This is a genomic window from uncultured Tenacibaculum sp. (genome assembly GCF_947494125.1).
In the GTDB taxonomy this organism is placed as follows: domain Bacteria; phylum Bacteroidota; class Bacteroidia; order Flavobacteriales; family Flavobacteriaceae; genus Polaribacter.
On sequence record NZ_CANLTU010000003.1, the window covers coordinates 129,316 to 147,214 of the forward strand.

Below are 17,899 nucleotides of genomic sequence, written 5' to 3' on the forward strand. Positions count from 1 at the left end.
TTATTGTTAATACTATAAAATTAGGCACTTATTAAGCTTCTTTATTAATTCTTCGGCACACTGAACTTAAGAACAGATAGAATACAAATTTCTTCAGATAAAGTTTTTTTTATACCATTCATCGATAGTTATCCATATTTTTAAATACTGAAGCCTTTAAAAAAACACATTTGCATAAATTATTCAAACAAAAAATATTCGCTTATATAAGCGAATATTTTTGTCTTCTGATCTTATTTTATTAGTTTAAAATCAACAATAAAATTATTAGTGCATTATTTAATGCACTAATAATTTAACTGGCTTAAATGTATACTTTTTGCTTATTAGCGTACAGAAGTACAATCCTGTTTGTAAAGATTGACGATCAAAGTCAATTTTATTTACTCCAACTCCTGCTTTGTAATTAGTTTTATACACTAGCTTCCCTAATTGATTATATACTACAAATTCTAAATCTTCTTGCTCTTGTGTTTTAAAATATAAACTTGTACTTAATGTCATTGGATTGGGTACTGCTGTTACCAATCCTCCTTCGTATTCTATTAGTTCTGAAAAATCTATTTTAGAAAAACGAATATCAGACAAGTTCATTTGTTTGGTTGTTATAGCTCCATTCTCTGACTCCATTTTAAAGACTATGGTAACTACATCATCTAATACTAACTCTTCTCCTTTTTTTGATGTAAAATTTGAAAATGGTAAAACATAATCTTTAAATGAATCTGAAAGTTGTATTGTTGATTTGTATTGCTCTTCAAAAGAAGAAATACTCTTTTTTACAAAGGTAATTTCTAATTTACCTGTTCCTTTTGCTTTTAATTTAAAACCATTATAGTCCGATAAATCAACAGGCATAAAACGTGGAGTTAATGCTCTATAAGCTGCAATAGAAGTACTTGTTGAAGCTGTCAATTCTATATTTCTTTCTACAGGATAATCTTTTGTTTCAAAAATAAAATCGTTGGGTGATACTGTATAATTAGATACAATTGTATTTGCTCCTGAAGCATCCACTCCCCATGGGCCATCTGACATAAATAAATCATCAGGCGTTGCAATACCATCACCTAATCTAAAGCCTATGTCAAATAGATTTCCTGTAGCTACTTTTAAATTTGTTATATAATTTTGTTCTAAATCTATCGTCGAATTTGAATTATTCAAATTACCTGTTTCTGTTACTCTAAAGCCTGCATCAAAATTTACTTGTTTACTTCTATTTGTATTTATAATTTGTAAATCTAATGCTCCATTATTGTACTTTCCTTTTCTAACAAATACTGTAGGTGGTTTTGATGTTTTGTAATTTGATATTGGCTTTTCTGTATTTAATAAACTTACTACTTCTTTTGCTAAAAGATATAAATCATCTAATGAGTTTGACCATATTTGAAAATTATAAAACCCTACATTACTTTCATATTTATCTAAATTCCAATGACTTTCTATAGCAAAGTTAGCATCGTTATTAACCATTTTTGCTGAAAGACTTAATGCAAATTCTACTGTATTATCTGCATTTTTAATTAATGATTTAATAAACTGCTGTCCTTCTATATCTATTGTTGACACTGATATTAATTCTGCTCCTAATAAACGATCGCAAATATATTTTGTATGTTCATAAACACCGTTTTCTGTTTTTAAAGCTAAAATTGAAGCTACCGTTGTACCCTGTTCGATATAATCTACAGCATATATATCTGTTGCATTTGTAATACTTATTAAGTCTGTTGGTGAGGATTCTACTACTTCATCCTCTTTAATTACTTCTAAAGGAATAAAATCTTTTAATTCAAATCCAGCCCCTGTTTTCTTTTTATATTTTGAAGACTTTTTTACTCTTGCTGCTTTATTGCGGTCGAATTTATAATTTACTTTTGCTCTATTATAATTTCTTTTATTTATTTGTTCTGATAGCCTATTATTACTTTCTAAACCTCCTTCATTTCCTCCCGAAGTTGGAGCAATCATAACACTACAATTTCCATAACCTGAGCATGAAGGGTCATCACAATCTACTAAACCATCACCATCGTCATCAATTCCATTATCACAAATTTCTTGTGGTACTGGCGCGGTAGGACAACGTGCTCCGTCATTACTTGAACTTGAAGGACCAAAGGCAAAAAGATTAGATTCTATTGAATTTGCCCCTGTTAAATCTTGAACACTTTGTATCACATATATTGTACCTGTTTGATTTGCTGACACATAAAATCTTCCAGAAGCATCAAAATATACTGCTCCATAGGTATAATTTAAACCTGATAATATAGGTACCTCTCCAAGCGATTGCACCACTCCGTTTGAAGGATCTACTCTATATAAAATATTTGTGTTTTTTTCTACAGTATACAAATTACCATCTACTGCATTAAAAGCCCAATCATGGATACTTAAGTTTTGAGATAAATTTTCTGTTGCTAAATGCTGTCCATAGGTTGCAGAGTCTGGATCTAAATCTATTTTATAATACGTTGTTCCTCCTCCTTTAAGATAATATACACCTTGGGCACTTACATCTCCAATATACCTTCCACTTGTAGGTAATTCATCTATATAATAAGTTGTTGTTAAAAAATCATTCCCTATACGAACTATCGTTTTTGAAGGGGTACTTAACGATCCCCATATAAAACCATCTTTTGGATTATATGCTGCTGCATTTATACTTCCTGGTGTTACATCTTCTGCTACTAGATAAGAACTACCTGAAGCTAAATCAATAGAATAAACATCATTAAATTGAAATAAATAAGCATTATAAACACAATTAAACGGAGTGTTTTGAGAAAAAATACTTAAACTAAAAAATGTAATAAGAATACACAATAGTTGCTTATAAAAAGTAATAGTTTTTATCATAATTTTAGAGTATAAATCTCTACTAAAATAAATAACTAATTACTCCTTAATTTAAAAGCTCGTTAAGCTGTAGTTTATGTGTAGACGAAATGCAATATTCCTTAGATTAAAAACTACAATAAATCTAAACGCTTCATTAGTTCTGGTCTTTTTGATCGACTAACAGGAATAACGTTTTTCTTTATTAATACACTATTATCTTCTATATCAATTATTTTTTTCACATTAATAATATAAGATCTATGTACTTTTAAAAATAATGAATCTGGTAGTTTTTCTTCTATCTTTTTTAGAGTAGAATGCACTACATAATCTTTACCTTCAGTTTTAATATTTATATAATCTCCTTTGGCTTCTATAAGATAAATACTTGGCAAATCAATCTTTATTAAACGCCTATCAATATTTACATAAAAATCATTATTAATTACCGGTGCTTTAGATGTTTCTTGAACTTTAGCCAATTCTATGCTTTTTTTATTCTGCGCCTTCTCAATCGCTTTATCAAAACGTTCCGCAGTTACAGGTTTCAATAAATAATCTACAATACAATCGTACTGAAATGCTTCTATTGCAAATTGTGGATCTGATGTTGTTAAAATAATTTGAGGAGGATTCTTTAACGTTCTTACAAAATCAAAACCCGTAAAATCTGGCATATGAATATCTAAAAAAATAAGATCTACTGTATGCTCATTTAAATACTTAATTGCTTGCAGTGCATTAGGAAATTCATCTACAACATTTATGTTTTCTTTTTCATTACAAAGTGCTTTTATAATTGACCTTGCTAGTTTTTCATCATCAATGATTATACTGTTCATAGAGTTTAAATAGTTTTCAAATATTCAGAAATTGTTTGTAAAGTTTTATCAAAATTCTCAAAACCTTCTAGGTTATCTTCTCTAAGATTATGTTCAAATTTATTAGCTTCTTCGTAACTTTTCTCAAGTCCTAAAATACTAATTTTATGTTTAATTTTATGAACATTTTCTTCTATTTTTTTATATTCTTTTTTTTCTAGGCTTTCTATATATTCTTTTTTTTCTTCAGGAAATTCTTCCTTAATTACATTAATAAGTGTATTTTTCACAGAGTCATCTCCTCTTGCTAATTGATCTATATAGGATAAGTTTGGTTGTTCCATATTTATTTCTTTATAGTAAAATAAAAAGTTGTTCCTTTTGTTAATTCAGATTCTATCCATGTTTCACCTTCATATTGCTCTATAATTTTTTTTACAATAGATAAACCTATTCCTGGTGATTTATATTCATTCTCTAATTTCTGAAATGCTAAAAATATTTTTTTAAAATATTTTTCCTCTATACCTTTACCATTATCACTAATACTAAACTTCCAAAAGCTCTTCTCATCTGAGTAACTAACTGTAATTTCCCCTTGCTCTTTATCATTAAATTTAACAGCATTATCTATTATACTAAAAAATAATTCTTCCATTCTAAAGTTATCTCCTTGAATCGTAGGTAAAACCTCAGGGATTTTAACTATAAAATTATCTGGTATAGCTATTTTTTTTAATATTTTATTTAATACTATATTAAGATCTACTTCATATGAATCTTTTACTTGTTTTCCAATGGTTGAATATTTTGTTATTCCTTTAACTAATTCATCCATTTTTTCGACATTTCCTCGAATTAGTTTAATTTTCTCTTTCCCTTCATCTCCCAAAACATCTTTATAATCTTCTTGTAACCAATATGTCAATGCATCTATACCTTGTAAAGGTGACTTTAAATCATGAGTTACCAAATGTGTATATTCATTTAACTCTTTATTTTGACGCTCTAAGTTTTCTAACAACCTATCTCGCTGCTTATTGATTTGAAGAATCTCTTTTGTTTGATTGTCAATAACATCAACTAATTTAGAAGAATCTAATTCTAAAATCTCATCACTTTCTTCTGTTAATTCGTATGATTTTAATGTATTAATTACGTTTTTAAGTTTTTCTATTATTTCTTTTTGTGAATCCGATTCTTTTTTAAGTTGCTTGTTAGCTTGAAATAGTTCTTCAGAACTAATTGCAGTAGCACGTTGTAACATTATAAACTGATCTTCTGAAGTTTTATAAGATCTATTTACTGCATCTAAAAGACTCATCACTTCTTTATTTTCTTGCAAAGAAGGACTCAAATATTTACGTAATTGTCTTTTTAATAATGGGTTCATTATTCACTAATTAACGTAATTGTCATAGTTTGATTATGCAACTGGCAATCTGTTTCGTTTCTAAAAGGTGCTATTTCTCCATACGAATACAAACCACAAATTGTTGTGTCCTTACCTACTACTTCTAAAACTTCTTCTACTTCTTCTTCCACTCTTTGATCTAAAACTAATTTTCGGCCAATACAACTAACTAAAATAGCTAATTCTGGATCTTTTTTTCTTTTTTTTAAAGCTTCTGAAGCCGCTTTTTCTGAAGCATTTACAATACTATCAACATTGGTCATCATTAATTGCACTCTAGAATCTTCTAAAATATCTCCAGCCAAAATCATAGAATTTTCTTCCTCATTAATATTTAAAATAGTTCTTACAATTGATTGCTTTTCATTTGTCGATTTTACTTTTAATGGATACAATAGAGCTGCTCCTGGTAATTCCTTCGATTTATCTCCTAAATACTTTTTATATAAATCTAGTGCAGGTAAATCATCTAGTTCATACAATATATTGTTTTTAGCTTTTGTTACAATTCGTTCTGGGCCAAAAGGTGTCCACCCTCCATTTATTGAAAAACTTATATCTAACGTTTCTCCATATAAGCCAATAGCTACAATTTCACCTTTCTTTGGTAATTCATTGTAAGAAGCTATCGTTTTTTCAAAACGAGCAGCATCACCACACAATGCTCCTGTTATTAATAAATCATTTTCTGTTGCTGCATTCATTCCTCTTGCTAACTGACTTCCATTTATAAAACTTCCTTCAGAAATTATGAATACATGCTTTAAACCTTCATTTGAAAACTGTTTAATTAAATTTTCTCCTGTTAAATAACTTTTCTTTGTTGAGTCGTTATTTAATACATTAGCTGTTTTTATAACATATTTACTTCTTTCAAATTCAATTGCTGTTATTGTTATACTTTCATCATCTACATATTGTGATGTTATATCACCAGATGTTGATCCAAAAACAATATGCCCATCTTTAAAAAGATCTCTAACTTCATTATAAATATTTTCGTCTTCTAGTAAATATCTATTTCCAAATACCAACACTAATGGTTTTTTTAATATAGCTTTCTCACTAATATATTCCCAATTAGAGTTTTTTGTTTTTCTTAATTGTATAGTCTTCATGTGTTGTTATTTTTTAATGGTAAAATAAAAAGTTGTTCCTTTATCTACTTCACTATCTAACCAAATAGTACCTTCATATAAGTCAACTATTTTTTTAACAATTGAAAGACCTATACCTGTTGATTCTTTACTTTTATTTAATGAATGGAATATTTTAAAGATACGGTCATGAAACTTCTTTTCTATTCCAATCCCATTATCTTTAACAGAAAACTGATAAAATGAAGACTCTTCTTTAAAATCGATTTCTACAATTCCTTTTTCTTTATTACCAAACTTTATAGCATTACTTATTAAATTTTGAAAAAGTTGTTGAAATTTTGTTGAGTCTCCTCTTACTGTTGGTAATTTATTTAGTATTACTACAGATGTGTTTTCTGGTATAAAAAGAATTTCTTTTAAATCGCCAACAACCCTATTTAAATCAACATCTTGTTTTTCTGTAGTAATAGAATCTATACTAGAGTATTCTAAAATATCAGAAATTAATGCTTCCATTTTTTCTAGCGTCTTTTCTATTAAATCAAAGTTTTGAAGAGTCATTGCATCTAAATTACCTTCATTATCTGCCTTAATCCATGAAGTAAGTGCATTTACACTTCTTAAAGGTGATTTTAAATCATGTGATACTATATGAGCATACTCATTTAACTCATCATTACTTTTTTCTAGTTTATTTAATAATTGTTTATTTTTAGTTTCTGCTTTTTCTCGCTCTCGTATATTTATAGCACTTTTTAATTGCATTGAAACTAAACTTGCTATATTTTCTAAAGTATCAAGATGATCTTGTCTAAAGAAGTTCTTATCACTATGCTCCGAATCTATTACGCCAATTACCTTCCCTTCACTTATTATTGGCACAGATATTTCTGAAAACCTTTTTTCACCATCTATAACATACCTCTTATCTTTAGAAGTATCTTTAATAATTTCCGCTACCCCAGAATTTGCTATATGTCCTACTATACCTTTACATATAGGCAAAGAAAACTTATCTATAATTTCCTTTGTTTCTCCTACTTTAGCTCCATAAGAAGCTACTTTTTCTAAAGTATTATCTTTATGATTTACTAAATATATTACACAATCATCTGTATCTAAATATCCAGCTATTTTCTGAGTCATTTCCCAGGCTATCTCATAAATATTACTTTTTCCTAGAATAGATTTTGCCAAGTCATTAATCATATCTATAATTAATGTTCGCTCTCTTTCATGTGTAATATCCTCAATAATAACTACTTGAAATTTCATTTCTCCTAAAGCATCTCTAACTGCGCTAACATTAGTCTTTGCCCACAAAACTGAACCATTTTTCCTTTTGTATCTTTTATTTAATACAAAATTATCTATCTGCCCAGAATTCATTTTATCTAATAATTTTTTAGATTCAGGATAGTCTTCTTTAAAAGAAATATCGGCTATAACAAGTTTAGAAAATTCTTCTTTTGTATAGCCTAATGCATTTTGAAAAGATTTGTTTGTTCTTAAAATATTTTGGTTTTGTGAAAGCACTATTCCAAATGATGAATTTTCAACAATTACATCAAGTTCTTTTTTTTGTTCTTCTATTAATGCTGAAGTACGTTTAGTTTCTGTTATATTTCTAATAATTCCTTGTGCTCCTACAGGGTTTTTATTTTTATCATAAACTAAACTAGCATTTATTTGTACCCATTTAACCTTTTTATCTTTACTAAAGATACGTGCAGTATAATTTGAAAATGTACCTTTTTCTTTTAATTCTGTAAAAGATTTAAATGCATATACTGCATCCTCAGGATATATTAAATTTACTACATTTAATTTTTCTTTCTCTATATCGTAGCCAAAAATTTCTGTTGCAGCATCGTTCATTCGAAGTACATCCCCTTTTAAGTCCATAATAAGGTATGCATCAATAAAATTTTCAAAAAGCCCCTCTAATTGAGAAGACTTCTCTATTAATAAGTTTTCGAGTTTTGTATTGGTGGCCTTTAACTCTTCAGATAGCAAGTATAGCTCTCTTGACTTATCCTCTAAGATTTTTTCAGCAGCTTTCCTGGCCGCCTTTTCTCTACTTAAAGCGCGCTGCAATAATTCTGTCGTTGGGGGACTCATTTATTTTCTTTTTAAAAAACTCTACTTCATTTTAATTTTCTAAAAAAACGATAACAAATGTGTTTTTAAAAGTGTGTTTCATTTCTTTTCATTAAAAAACTACAATTCAGTATAGCTTAGCTCTTAAACCAAATCTAATGTTTTTTTTTTATTTTTTAAAATTTCCACACAACTTTTTTCACTCAAAACTAAACTTATATAGTTCTAAATGAATTTATTGGGGTAACATGTTACCCCTTTGACAGATTTATTTTTTAATTTTTACTTCCGAAATAATTTAGTTTTTGTTAATAATAAACTTTACCTCACTACCATCTTTTTTTATTCTTTCTAATACAATAGTTGCTGTACTATTAAAATATTCAAATGTTTTATTCATTAACCCTAATCCAAAATGGTGCATTGATCTACTCGACTTATAAATTAAAATTAACGAGTTTTCTGTTTTTTCCTCTATAATAAATGTAGGTAACTCTGCTTTTGGGTATATTTTACGTACTTCTACATGTATGTGATTTTCTATTGATGCTAACATCTCTATTGGGTCATTATATGTATTTAAGAGACCTGGATAGCTCTCTTCTATAACGTTAAAAAAATGTTCTCCATATACCAAAAGTAAATTATCTGTTGAAATTCCAGTATTATTACTTAAATTCCCTAACAACTGAAGCATTTCAGAAAAACGATATGTTCCAATTGAAGTATAGGCTCCTTCTGATTCTAGTTTAGATTGAGTAATAATTTTGTCAACCATCTCCAATCCAAACTTACTCTCTACTAGTTCTAAGAACTCTGTAAAAACGATCCCTTTCAACTGTTAACTATTCTTTAATTCATTAATAGACCAATATGCAAGGGTAGCTTTTATCTTTGCTACATAATCATCATATTTTAAGGGTTTTAACATATAACCTGAAACTCCTATCCTATAACATTCATGAATATCTTTTTGATTATCTGAAGTTGTTAATATAACTGTAGGTATATGCCTTAAGTCTTCATCCTTTTTTAGGATTGTTAAAAATTCTATACCATTGATTTTTGGCATATTTAAATCTAATAAAATTAGATCTGGTAGGTTCTTTTTATTTTCTAAAATAACTAAAGCTTCTTCAGCATTTTTAGCTTCTGTGATATTATGTTTTAGTTCTAATAATGAAATTGTTCTATTCATTTTCATTATTTCTATCATATTATCCTCAATTAATAGTACGTCTAATATTTTTGCCATCGAATTATTACAAATAAATTATGGGTACAATTTAAGTTTAATTATTAAAAATAAAAGATTGTTTGCGTTTAAATTAAATTAAGTGTCGTTAAACGGTAAATAAGTGTCGATGAACAAATTCTTAAAAAACTACTATATATAAATCTTAAAAATCAGTACTCAATTATACTATTGAATATGTTTACTTTTTCTGTTTTTTAATATGAATGTATTCCTAAAAGAATAAATAGCTTTTTTAGTATATTAAATTATATATAAGTTTATAATATTTAGAGCTAAATTTAAACTAATTATTATAATTAAAAACAAAGCTTGAAAACCTGCTAAAGGAATTGTTTTTTGCTTTAAAATTGGTTTTAAAACTATATATAAAACCAATGAAAAAATTAATGATATAGAAAATAACACAAAAAAACTAACTATAGGAAAACTAACTGCGAGTACTATAAAAAACAAAAAATCGCCTAACCCTATAGCTTCAAAAATATTTTTCTTTAACTTATATTTACAATACAACTTTAGAATAAAAAATAATAATAAAATAAAAATTAAATTAACACCTATATTAATCAAAAAAACAGATAGAATTGAATTTAAATAATAAATACTCCCTCCAAGAAAAGCTGATAAAATAAACAGGAACACATACACTTTCCTTTCTTTAACATCTTGCAAAAAAATAATACTTAACAATAAGAGTAATAAATACGTCAATTTTTTATTTACAAAACTAACATAGTTTCTTTATATACTACACATTAGATTAAAAAAATAAAGTTATATTCTTTTTTTAAATTTCATTACTTAAATTTGCATCGCTATATATTTTTGCATGGAAAAGTTTTTAACAGATATACCTACCGAGTTTTTACAAAAAATAAACTCAGAAATTGCTTACAGTTACCGTATTATTCCTTTTAATTTTAAAGACAATGCTATACATGCTGTAACCGACACAGACAACCTTATAAATTTAGCTTCTGAATTAGAAGTTTTATTAGGTAAAAAGCTACATCTAACTAAAGAAGATAAAAAATCAATCGACTTTTTACTCCAAAAAAACTATAGAAAATCTAATAGTACTACGATAACATATTCTGAAGATTTTTTATTAAATATGATTCACGAAGCCAAACAAATTGGTAGTAGTGATATTCATTTTGAAGTTTTTGAGCATAAGAATAGAGTTCGTTTTCGTATTGATGGTAAGCTTTTAGAAAAATATATTATTTCTAAAAGTGAATATCCTAAAATTGTAAATCGAATAAAGATAATGGCAGGACTGGATATTTCTGAAAAGAGGCTGCCACAAGATGGTCGAATAAATTTATCTAATACTCAAGAAGATTTTGACATTCGTGTTTCTTCTCTACCTACTTTACATGGAGAAAAATTAGTACTCCGTATTCTTTCTAAAAACAGTTTAACTGTTCAATTAGAAAACTTAGGTTTTTCAGAAGAAGAATTAACTACCTATAAAAACTCTGTAAAAAGACCAAATGGTATTGTTTTAATTTCTGGTCCTACTGGATCTGGTAAAACAACTACTTTATACGCTACGTTAAAACTTTTAAATACCAACGATACTAATATTTTAACTATTGAAGACCCTATTGAATATACCTTAGAAGGAGTAAATCAAGTACAGTTAAAAGAAAATATTGGTTTGGATTTTGCTAGCACACTACGTACATTTTTACGTCAGGATCCAGACATTATTATGGTTGGGGAAATTCGTGATGTAGCAACAGCTAATATGGCTATTCGTGCTGCATTAACAGGGCACTTAGTGCTTTCTACAATTCATACAAATTCAGCATGGTCAACAATTTCTAGGTTAATTGATATGGGAGTTCCTCCTTTTTTAATTGCGAGTACCTTAAATGTAAGTGTGGCACAACGATTGGTTCGAAAATTATGCGACCATTGTAAAACTGAAGTTACTACAGATTCTAGTTCACTTCCTAAAGGAGTTCTCTTAGACAAGAAAATAGACTCTCATTATAAAGCTGTTGGTTGTCCTACTTGTTATCAAACGGGATATAAAGGTAGAAAAGCTATTTATGAAATAATCCCTATAACAAAAGAATTAGTTGAAAACATTCAACAAAAAGACTTAGACATAACCGATTATTTGAAAGAAAAAAAAATTGCTACCCTACAAGATAATGCTATTAATATGGCTAAAAATGGTACTACTTCTTTAGATGAAATTTATCCTCTATTAATTAATTAATTAATAATCTAATTACATACATAATTACTATGAAAAAATTACTTTTTATTGCTTTGCTGTTCTCTTTAAGTTTATCAGCTCAAAACTATAACCATACTCCATTAAATTACTATTTAAATGGAACTCCAACACATGGAATTAAAATTAAAACAAATTTACCCTATACAAATGGTTCTCATATGCCAACTATAATCATTGAAGGGTATAATTATGAAAAAGCAGAATCAATTGGAATTATTCTTAATTATTATATATACAATGGAATTTTTGCAAAATTTGCAGCAACAAGCCATGGTGCCTATGCTCCTCCCATTAAATTGGCTAATGAAAACGGTAAAGTTGTAATTTTCTTAGATTCAAGAGAGTATTTTAACCGATTTCAAGTAAGAACTTATGCAAAAGGGTTGTCTCAAGATTATGTAGAAACAAATTTCCAAAATTGGACTGCAGTAGATGAAGCTATAGCCGGTACTAACATAGTTGCCGTGCCATATAAAAATACAATTACGAAAGATCTAGAGGTACAGGGAGATGTTAATATTGGAGGAGCAACAAATAAATCTCTAAGAGTAAGACATATAAACGGAAAAGAAGGTCTTAGTGCTAACTTTGACCATTTATTTCTTAATTATAATACAGGAAAAGATGTATGGATAGGTAGTTCAGCCATAAATTCAAATTTATATACCTTCGGAAGAATAACAGGAAATAGTTTTACTTCTAAATCTTCTATTTCAATTTTTTCTAATGAAACTGGAGAACCTAATAAAAGATTAACTATTAATACTAGTGATGCAGACCAAACGTACATCTATAATCATGATTCAAACAGTAATACCTTCCATACAATCAATTTAGGAGGTACACATTCGTTATCAAGTGGATTAACCGTTTTTGGAAATGGTGATGTAGGAATAGGTACAACTGATACACAAGGCTTTAAATTAGGTGTTAATGGTAAAATAGCTGCTACAGAAGTTAAAGTTGCAGCATATTCAAACTGGCCTGATTTTGTTTTTAATAAAGACTATCAATTACCAACGCTAAAAGAAGTAGAAAAGCATATAAAAGAAAAAGGACATTTAAAAAACATACCTAGTGCCAAAGAAGTAAAAGAAAACGATGGTTTTGAACTAGGAGAAATGAATAGAAAATTATTGCAAAAGATTGAAGAGTTAACTTTATATACCATTCAACAACAGAATGAATTGAATGAAATAAAAAAAGAATTAAAAAAATTGAAAAATAAATAATTATGAAAAAATTGTTCATCATTATACCATCACTACTTTTAAGTTTCTCTATTTTCTCTCAAACTTCAGATAGAGTAAAAGTATTAGATACTAGAAATACAAATGAAATTCCTTATTATTATAACAATGAGGTCAAATTTGAGTTTAAAAAAAGAGATATTATTAATTCACCTGGTTTAGGGGCTTATAGTGGACTTTTTACCTTTGCTCCGTGGTCAGATAACTCCGGAGGACTAAAGCATCAATTAAATTTTAATACAGGTGGTATTTTTTATAGAAGAGGTTCTATTGGTACAGGTTGGAATAATTGGTATGAATTATTGACCAAAGATGCTGATGGCTCAATTTCTAACAAAGCTCCTATACGAATTACTACTAATTCAGATAGTCCTTTGAGTTTTATCAATACTGATAATTCGTCGCAATACATACAATTCATCCAAAGTGGAAGTAGGAAAGTATATGTGGGGCTAGATACTCATAATAACTTTGTTATAACAAAAGAAAATGGAGGAAATATAGCTTTACGAGGAGCTAAAGTTGGAATAGGAACTGTTTCAATTCCTACAGACTATATGCTAGCTATAGCTGGTAAAACTATTACTGAAGAGGTAAAAGTCCAAATAAGAGCTAACTGGCCTGATTTTGTTTTTAATAAAGACTATCAATTACCTACGCTAAAAGAAGTAGAAAAGCATATAAAAGAAAAAGGACATTTAAAAAACATACCTAGTGCCAAAGAAGTAAAAGATAACGATGGTATTGAACTAGGAGAAATGAATAGAAAGTTGTTGCAAAAGATTGAAGAGTTAACCTTGTATACTATTCAACAACAGAAAGAATTACAGCAACAAAAAGAAAAAAACAGTACTTTAGAGGCCCGTTTATTAAAACTTGAAAAACTAATTTCAAAATAACATTGACTAAGCAACAAAAAACATATGTATTATTAACAGCGGTACTCCTTATTTGGGGGATTATTGGGTATCAATTTTTTAATCAATTTTCATCGAATAATACTGAGGTTACTACAACTTCATCTTTTAATTTTATTCCTAAAAAAATAAAACAACAAGAAAGTTATACTGTTAAAGCTGATTATCGTGACCCTTTTCTTGGAAAATTACCTTCTGATAAAAAGAAAAAAATATACAAAAAGAAAAAAACACCTAAAACAAATATTCCTTTTCCCTCTATTATATATAGCGGAGTTGTAGAAGGAGGTTCTAAATCTTTTATACTTACTATTAATGGTGTTGAAGAAATAATGTCAGTTGGACAAACCCTACACAAGGTTACTTTAAAAAAAGCGAATCAATCGCAAGTAATTGTTGTTTTTAATTCAGTTTCAAAAACAATTCAATTGTTAGAATAATGAATTTCTTTAAAAAGCTTAAAGCAGGTGCTTTGCAATATGTATTAGCTATATCTATTATTATAGCGCTTGTTTTATTTGCTTTTATTTCATTGGTTTACTTACAACAGAAATTGCAAACAAAAAACTCTTTTTTTAAAGAAGCTGTACTCAATGTTCAGTTCGGATTCAACTCTTTAGCTAGCACAGCTCTTTCTTATAATGAAGTTAAAGAACTACAGGTTTCAGATAATGTTCAAGAAAAAACCAGTCTTTTAAAAAAACACTGGGGAGTTTTTGATCTTGCTACCGTTAGCTCTACAGTTAAAAACGAACATTTTTCTAAAACTGCTATTTTAGGGAATCACAATTTAAAAAGAGAGGCTTTATATCTTCAAGAAACCTATGCTCGTCTTATATTAGTAGGCAATTCTAAAATTGTAGGTAATGTATCGTTACCAAAACAAGGTATAAGTACAGGTAATATAGCTGGAACTTCATTTAATGGAGACAAACTATTTTATGGAAACAGAAAAACTAGCACTAAAACATTGCCTGAAATTGCAAACAGTGAGTATTTAAAAAGTCTACTTCGTTTAAATTTCTTGAACAATAATACTTCTTTTTTTGAATTAAATGATGGGCTAAAAAAGCAACAATCGTTTACAGATGCAACCTTAGTAAATACCAACAACGGTCATTTATATTTAAGTAATATTAGCTTAAAAGGAAACATTATTCTCCATTCTAGTACTAAAATTACAGTAAGAGCATCCGCAGTATTAGAAGATGTAATTTTAATTGCTCCAGAAGTAGAAATTAAATCGAATGTAAAAGGGAATTTTCAAGTGTTTTCTTCCAAAAAAATACAGGTAGAAAAAAATTGTCAACTAGCCTACCCTTCTGCCCTTGTATTACTTAATAAACAACAACAAAGTACCAATACAAACAATAAAGACAAAATATTAATTCAGATTGACACTAATTCATCTGTAAAAGGAATTGTTTTATTTAAACAAGAATCTTTAAAAAACACTATAAATTTCACTCCTCAAATACGTATTGCTAAAGGAAGTACTATTACTGGAGATGTATATTGTAATAAAAATTTAGAATTGTTAGGGAGTGTTTTTGGTTCAGTTTATACCAGTAAGTTTATTACATTACAATTTGGTAGCACTTATACAAACCATATATATAATGGCGTAATAAACAACGCTAAGTTGCCAAAACAATATTGCGGTCTGTCATTTAAAAATCCTAAATTAAAAGTTGCCAAATGGGTTTATTAAAACGTATAGATACTTATATAAACAAAAAGGTAAAAGCTTCTTCTTTAACAGAAGTTTTGGTAGCTACTACCTTAATTTTATTGATTTTTGGTATTGCTACAGCAACTTTAAACAATATTCTACACAATATTACCAGAGTAAACAATCAGGCTATAGAAACGGAGTTAAATGAGCTTCAGTACCAATACTTAAATAAAAGTTTACAAATTCCTTTTTATACAGAAGATGATGAATGGAAAATTGAGGTTTTAAAACATACTGAAAACAATAACAACTTCATTATTTTTGAAGCTACGCATATACAATCGAAAAAGAAACGTACAAAAAAACTAGTTGCTATTGAAACTAACTAAAAAAATACAGGCTGTAACCTTAAGTGAAATGCTAATTGTATTGGTAGTTTCTAGCATTGTTATTTCTTTAGCTTTTGTTACACTAACATTGGTACAAAAACAAGTATCATCAATTAAAAACAATTTTCATACAAGGCAAGAAACACAGTTTTTAGAACGTATTTTATGGCAAGATTTTAATTCGCATACTGTTAAATTTAATAAACAATCCGATACCTTTTTATTATACAATAGTATCGATTCTATTCAGTATAAATTTAACAATGCTTTTGTTCTAAGAAATAACGATACTTTAGAGGTACAAATACAAAACACACAGCTCTTTTTAAACGGAAAAACGGTTACTAACGGAACTATTGATGCTATTAAATTAGAAACCAATGTTACTTTTAGAAACAATAAACTGTTTGTTTACAAAATTAAGGACGCATCGTATTATTTAAATAGCAATTAATGGCTTTTCAGTTAGACAACATACCCAAACATACCAAAGAAAAAAAAGAAGGTTTTGACATCGATTCTTTGCTTAAAAAAGAAATTACGCTGTTTAGCAGTTTTTCTAATAAAAAGAAAGAAGCTTTTTATATTGAATTAGCCGTGTTGTTAAAAGCAGGCTTAGAACTGAAAGATGCTTTAGAACTCATTGCTACCGAACAGAAAAAAGAAGTAGATACGCAACTATTTAAAAACATTATTACCGACTTAATTGCTGGTAAAAACCTTTCTGATGCTATTAAAGCTCAAAAGAAGTTTTCTGAATATGAGTATTACTCAATACAAATAGGAGAAAAAACAGGTACTTTACAAAATGTTGCCGAAGAGCTTGGTAATTTTTACAAACGAAAAAATGAACAACGTAGAACTGTTATCAATGCTTTAAGCTACCCTATTGTGGTTTTATGTACTGCTTTTTTAGCCGTTTTATTTATGCTACAATTCGTAGTACCTATGTTTGCCGATATTTTTAAACAAAATAAGGTTGAACTTCCTTGGATTACTCAAAAAATAATTGCCATGTCTAATAGCTTTACAAAATACTATTGGGTGCTGTTTTTGTTTATAGTTTTAATATTTATTTTTATAAAAGTTTTTAAAACCAAAGAGTGGTATAAAAAAATCACCACGGCTTTCCTTCTTAAAATTCCTTTTGTAGGTGAATTTGTTCGTAAAGTTAAATTGGCACAGTTTACACAGGCTATTTCTTTGTTGGTAGGTGCTAAAGTTCCTTTGTTAAACGGGATTCAGCTTACTAAAAACATGATTGAGTTCTACCCGCTACAAAAAGCTCTTGAAAAAGTAGAAAATAGCATTCTAATAGGTAAAACATTGCATGAAAGCATCTCATTGGAACCTTTTTTTGACAAAAAAATGAGCTCTCTTATTAAAGTTGCTGAAGAAACCAATCAAACCGAAACTATTTTTAACCGATTAACCTACCAATACAACCAAGAAGTTGAAAATAAATCTAAAATGATTAGCGCTACTATTGAACCTTTAATTATTGTGGTTTTAGGAGGTATTGTTGCTGTTATTTTAGTAGCAATGTATTTGCCGATGTTTAAGTTAAGTACGGTTATGGGGTAATTAACGTCATTGCGAGGCACGAAGTAATTTGTCTTCTTAATAGCTCTAAACAATAGTATAAACCATATTTAAAAAGATTACTTCAGTCGCTTACTCCTTCGTAATGACGAATAGGACGTCATTGCGAGGCACGAAGCAATCTTACATATAATATAGTTTGTTTCTTTTTCGTTTGCACTCCATAATCATACGGAGTAAAGCTAAAATCTATTTGATATCATCAGCGAACTTCGCTGATACAATAAAATCTTTGCAGAACCATCAGCGAGCTTCGCTGACACAAT

The 17,899-nt window shown here is 28.3% G+C and carries 16 protein-coding genes; 8 read left to right on the forward strand and 8 right to left on the reverse strand.

Annotated elements, in window-relative coordinates:
* Positions 1–279 precede the first annotated feature (279 nt).
* The 8 genes from Q0881_RS07445 to Q0881_RS07480 form a co-directional block, all read right to left on the reverse strand.
* A complete protein-coding gene (locus Q0881_RS07445; protein ID WP_299158399.1) occupies positions 280–2,871 on the reverse strand; it encodes a T9SS type A sorting domain-containing protein in 2,592 nt (863 codons plus the stop codon).
* Positions 2,872–2,984: 113 nt separating this feature from the next.
* Complete coding sequence (locus Q0881_RS07450) at positions 2,985–3,695, reverse strand: LytTR family DNA-binding domain-containing protein (protein ID WP_299158401.1); 711 nt, start codon at positions 3,693–3,695, stop codon at positions 2,985–2,987.
* A 5-nt stretch (positions 3,696–3,700) separates the two neighbouring features.
* Positions 3,701–4,018, reverse strand: coding sequence for an Hpt domain-containing protein (locus Q0881_RS07455; RefSeq protein ID WP_299158403.1), 318 nt, complete (start codon positions 4,016–4,018; stop codon positions 3,701–3,703).
* A 2-nt stretch (positions 4,019–4,020) separates the two neighbouring features.
* Positions 4,021–5,067, reverse strand: a complete 1,047-nt coding sequence (locus Q0881_RS07460; RefSeq protein WP_299158406.1) for an ATP-binding protein — start codon at positions 5,065–5,067, stop codon at positions 4,021–4,023.
* A complete protein-coding gene (locus Q0881_RS07465; RefSeq protein ID WP_299158408.1) occupies positions 5,067–6,206 on the reverse strand; it encodes an FIST N-terminal domain-containing protein in 1,140 nt (379 codons plus the stop codon). The genes Q0881_RS07460 and Q0881_RS07465 overlap by 1 nt, the downstream gene beginning before the upstream one ends.
* 6 nt (positions 6,207–6,212) lie before the next feature.
* A complete protein-coding gene (locus Q0881_RS07470; protein WP_299158411.1) occupies positions 6,213–8,309 on the reverse strand; it encodes a PAS domain S-box protein in 2,097 nt (698 codons plus the stop codon).
* Between the two features lie 277 nt (positions 8,310–8,586).
* Positions 8,587–9,126: a heme NO-binding domain-containing protein gene (locus Q0881_RS07475; RefSeq protein WP_299158414.1), complete on the reverse strand. Its 540-nt coding sequence runs from the start codon at positions 9,124–9,126 to the stop codon at positions 8,587–8,589.
* Between the two features lie 3 nt (positions 9,127–9,129).
* Positions 9,130–9,543 carry a response regulator gene (locus Q0881_RS07480; protein ID WP_299158417.1) on the reverse strand — a complete coding sequence of 138 codons (414 nt, stop codon included), beginning with the start codon at positions 9,541–9,543 and terminating at the stop codon, positions 9,130–9,132.
* Positions 9,544–10,375: 832 nt separating this feature from the next.
* Here Q0881_RS07480 and Q0881_RS07485 point away from each other — a divergent pair.
* Genes Q0881_RS07485 through Q0881_RS07520 form a run of 8 tightly spaced genes read left to right on the forward strand, consistent with a single transcriptional unit; the run spans position 10,376 to position 17,615 of the window.
* Complete coding sequence (locus Q0881_RS07485; protein WP_299158420.1) at positions 10,376–11,779, forward strand: GspE/PulE family protein; 1,404 nt, start codon at positions 10,376–10,378, stop codon at positions 11,777–11,779.
* Between the two features lie 29 nt (positions 11,780–11,808).
* A complete protein-coding gene (locus tag Q0881_RS07490) occupies positions 11,809–13,032 on the forward strand; it encodes a hypothetical protein (RefSeq protein WP_299158423.1) in 1,224 nt (407 codons plus the stop codon).
* A 2-nt stretch (positions 13,033–13,034) separates the two neighbouring features.
* The gene (locus Q0881_RS07495; RefSeq protein WP_299158426.1) at positions 13,035–13,949 is read left to right on the forward strand and encodes a cell wall anchor protein; all 915 of its coding nucleotides are present in this window, start codon (positions 13,035–13,037) and stop codon (positions 13,947–13,949) included.
* Positions 13,950–13,951: 2 nt separating this feature from the next.
* Positions 13,952–14,407: a hypothetical protein gene (locus Q0881_RS07500; protein WP_299158428.1), complete on the forward strand. Its 456-nt coding sequence runs from the start codon at positions 13,952–13,954 to the stop codon at positions 14,405–14,407.
* Positions 14,407–15,678 carry a hypothetical protein gene (locus Q0881_RS07505; protein WP_299158431.1) on the forward strand — a complete coding sequence of 424 codons (1,272 nt, stop codon included), beginning with the start codon at positions 14,407–14,409 and terminating at the stop codon, positions 15,676–15,678. Before Q0881_RS07500 ends, Q0881_RS07505 begins: the two co-directional genes overlap by 1 nt.
* A complete protein-coding gene (locus Q0881_RS07510; RefSeq protein ID WP_299158434.1) occupies positions 15,666–16,031 on the forward strand; it encodes a hypothetical protein in 366 nt (121 codons plus the stop codon). The genes Q0881_RS07505 and Q0881_RS07510 overlap by 13 nt, the downstream gene beginning before the upstream one ends.
* The gene (locus Q0881_RS07515; RefSeq protein WP_299158436.1) at positions 16,018–16,485 is read left to right on the forward strand and encodes a hypothetical protein; all 468 of its coding nucleotides are present in this window, start codon (positions 16,018–16,020) and stop codon (positions 16,483–16,485) included. Before Q0881_RS07510 ends, Q0881_RS07515 begins: the two co-directional genes overlap by 14 nt.
* Positions 16,485–17,615, forward strand: a complete 1,131-nt coding sequence (locus tag Q0881_RS07520; protein ID WP_299158437.1) for a type II secretion system F family protein — start codon at positions 16,485–16,487, stop codon at positions 17,613–17,615. The genes Q0881_RS07515 and Q0881_RS07520 overlap by 1 nt, the downstream gene beginning before the upstream one ends.
* Positions 17,616–17,899: the final 284 nt, after the last annotated feature.

Coding starts and splice junctions, on each gene's coding strand:
- Q0881_RS07445 (WP_299158399.1), bottom strand. CDS start 2,871: ATGATAAAAACTATTACTTTTTATAAGCAACTATTGTGTATTCTTATT.
- Q0881_RS07450 (WP_299158401.1), bottom strand. CDS start 3,695: ATGAACAGTATAATCATTGATGATGAAAAACTAGCAAGGTCAATTATA.
- Q0881_RS07455 (WP_299158403.1), bottom strand. CDS start 4,018: ATGGAACAACCAAACTTATCCTATATAGATCAATTAGCAAGAGGAGAT.
- Q0881_RS07460 (WP_299158406.1), bottom strand. CDS start 5,067: ATGAACCCATTATTAAAAAGACAATTACGTAAATATTTGAGTCCTTCT.
- Q0881_RS07465 (WP_299158408.1), bottom strand. CDS start 6,206: ATGAAGACTATACAATTAAGAAAAACAAAAAACTCTAATTGGGAATAT.
- Q0881_RS07470 (WP_299158411.1), bottom strand. CDS start 8,309: ATGAGTCCCCCAACGACAGAATTATTGCAGCGCGCTTTAAGTAGAGAA.
- Q0881_RS07480 (WP_299158417.1), bottom strand. CDS start 9,543: ATGGCAAAAATATTAGACGTACTATTAATTGAGGATAATATGATAGAA.
- Q0881_RS07485 (WP_299158420.1), top strand. CDS start 10,376: ATGGAAAAGTTTTTAACAGATATACCTACCGAGTTTTTACAAAAAATA.
- Q0881_RS07490 (WP_299158423.1), top strand. CDS start 11,809: ATGAAAAAATTACTTTTTATTGCTTTGCTGTTCTCTTTAAGTTTATCA.
- Q0881_RS07495 (WP_299158426.1), top strand. CDS start 13,035: ATGAAAAAATTGTTCATCATTATACCATCACTACTTTTAAGTTTCTCT.
- Q0881_RS07505 (WP_299158431.1), top strand. CDS start 14,407: ATGAATTTCTTTAAAAAGCTTAAAGCAGGTGCTTTGCAATATGTATTA.
- Q0881_RS07510 (WP_299158434.1), top strand. CDS start 15,666: ATGGGTTTATTAAAACGTATAGATACTTATATAAACAAAAAGGTAAAA.
- Q0881_RS07520 (WP_299158437.1), top strand. CDS start 16,485: ATGGCTTTTCAGTTAGACAACATACCCAAACATACCAAAGAAAAAAAA.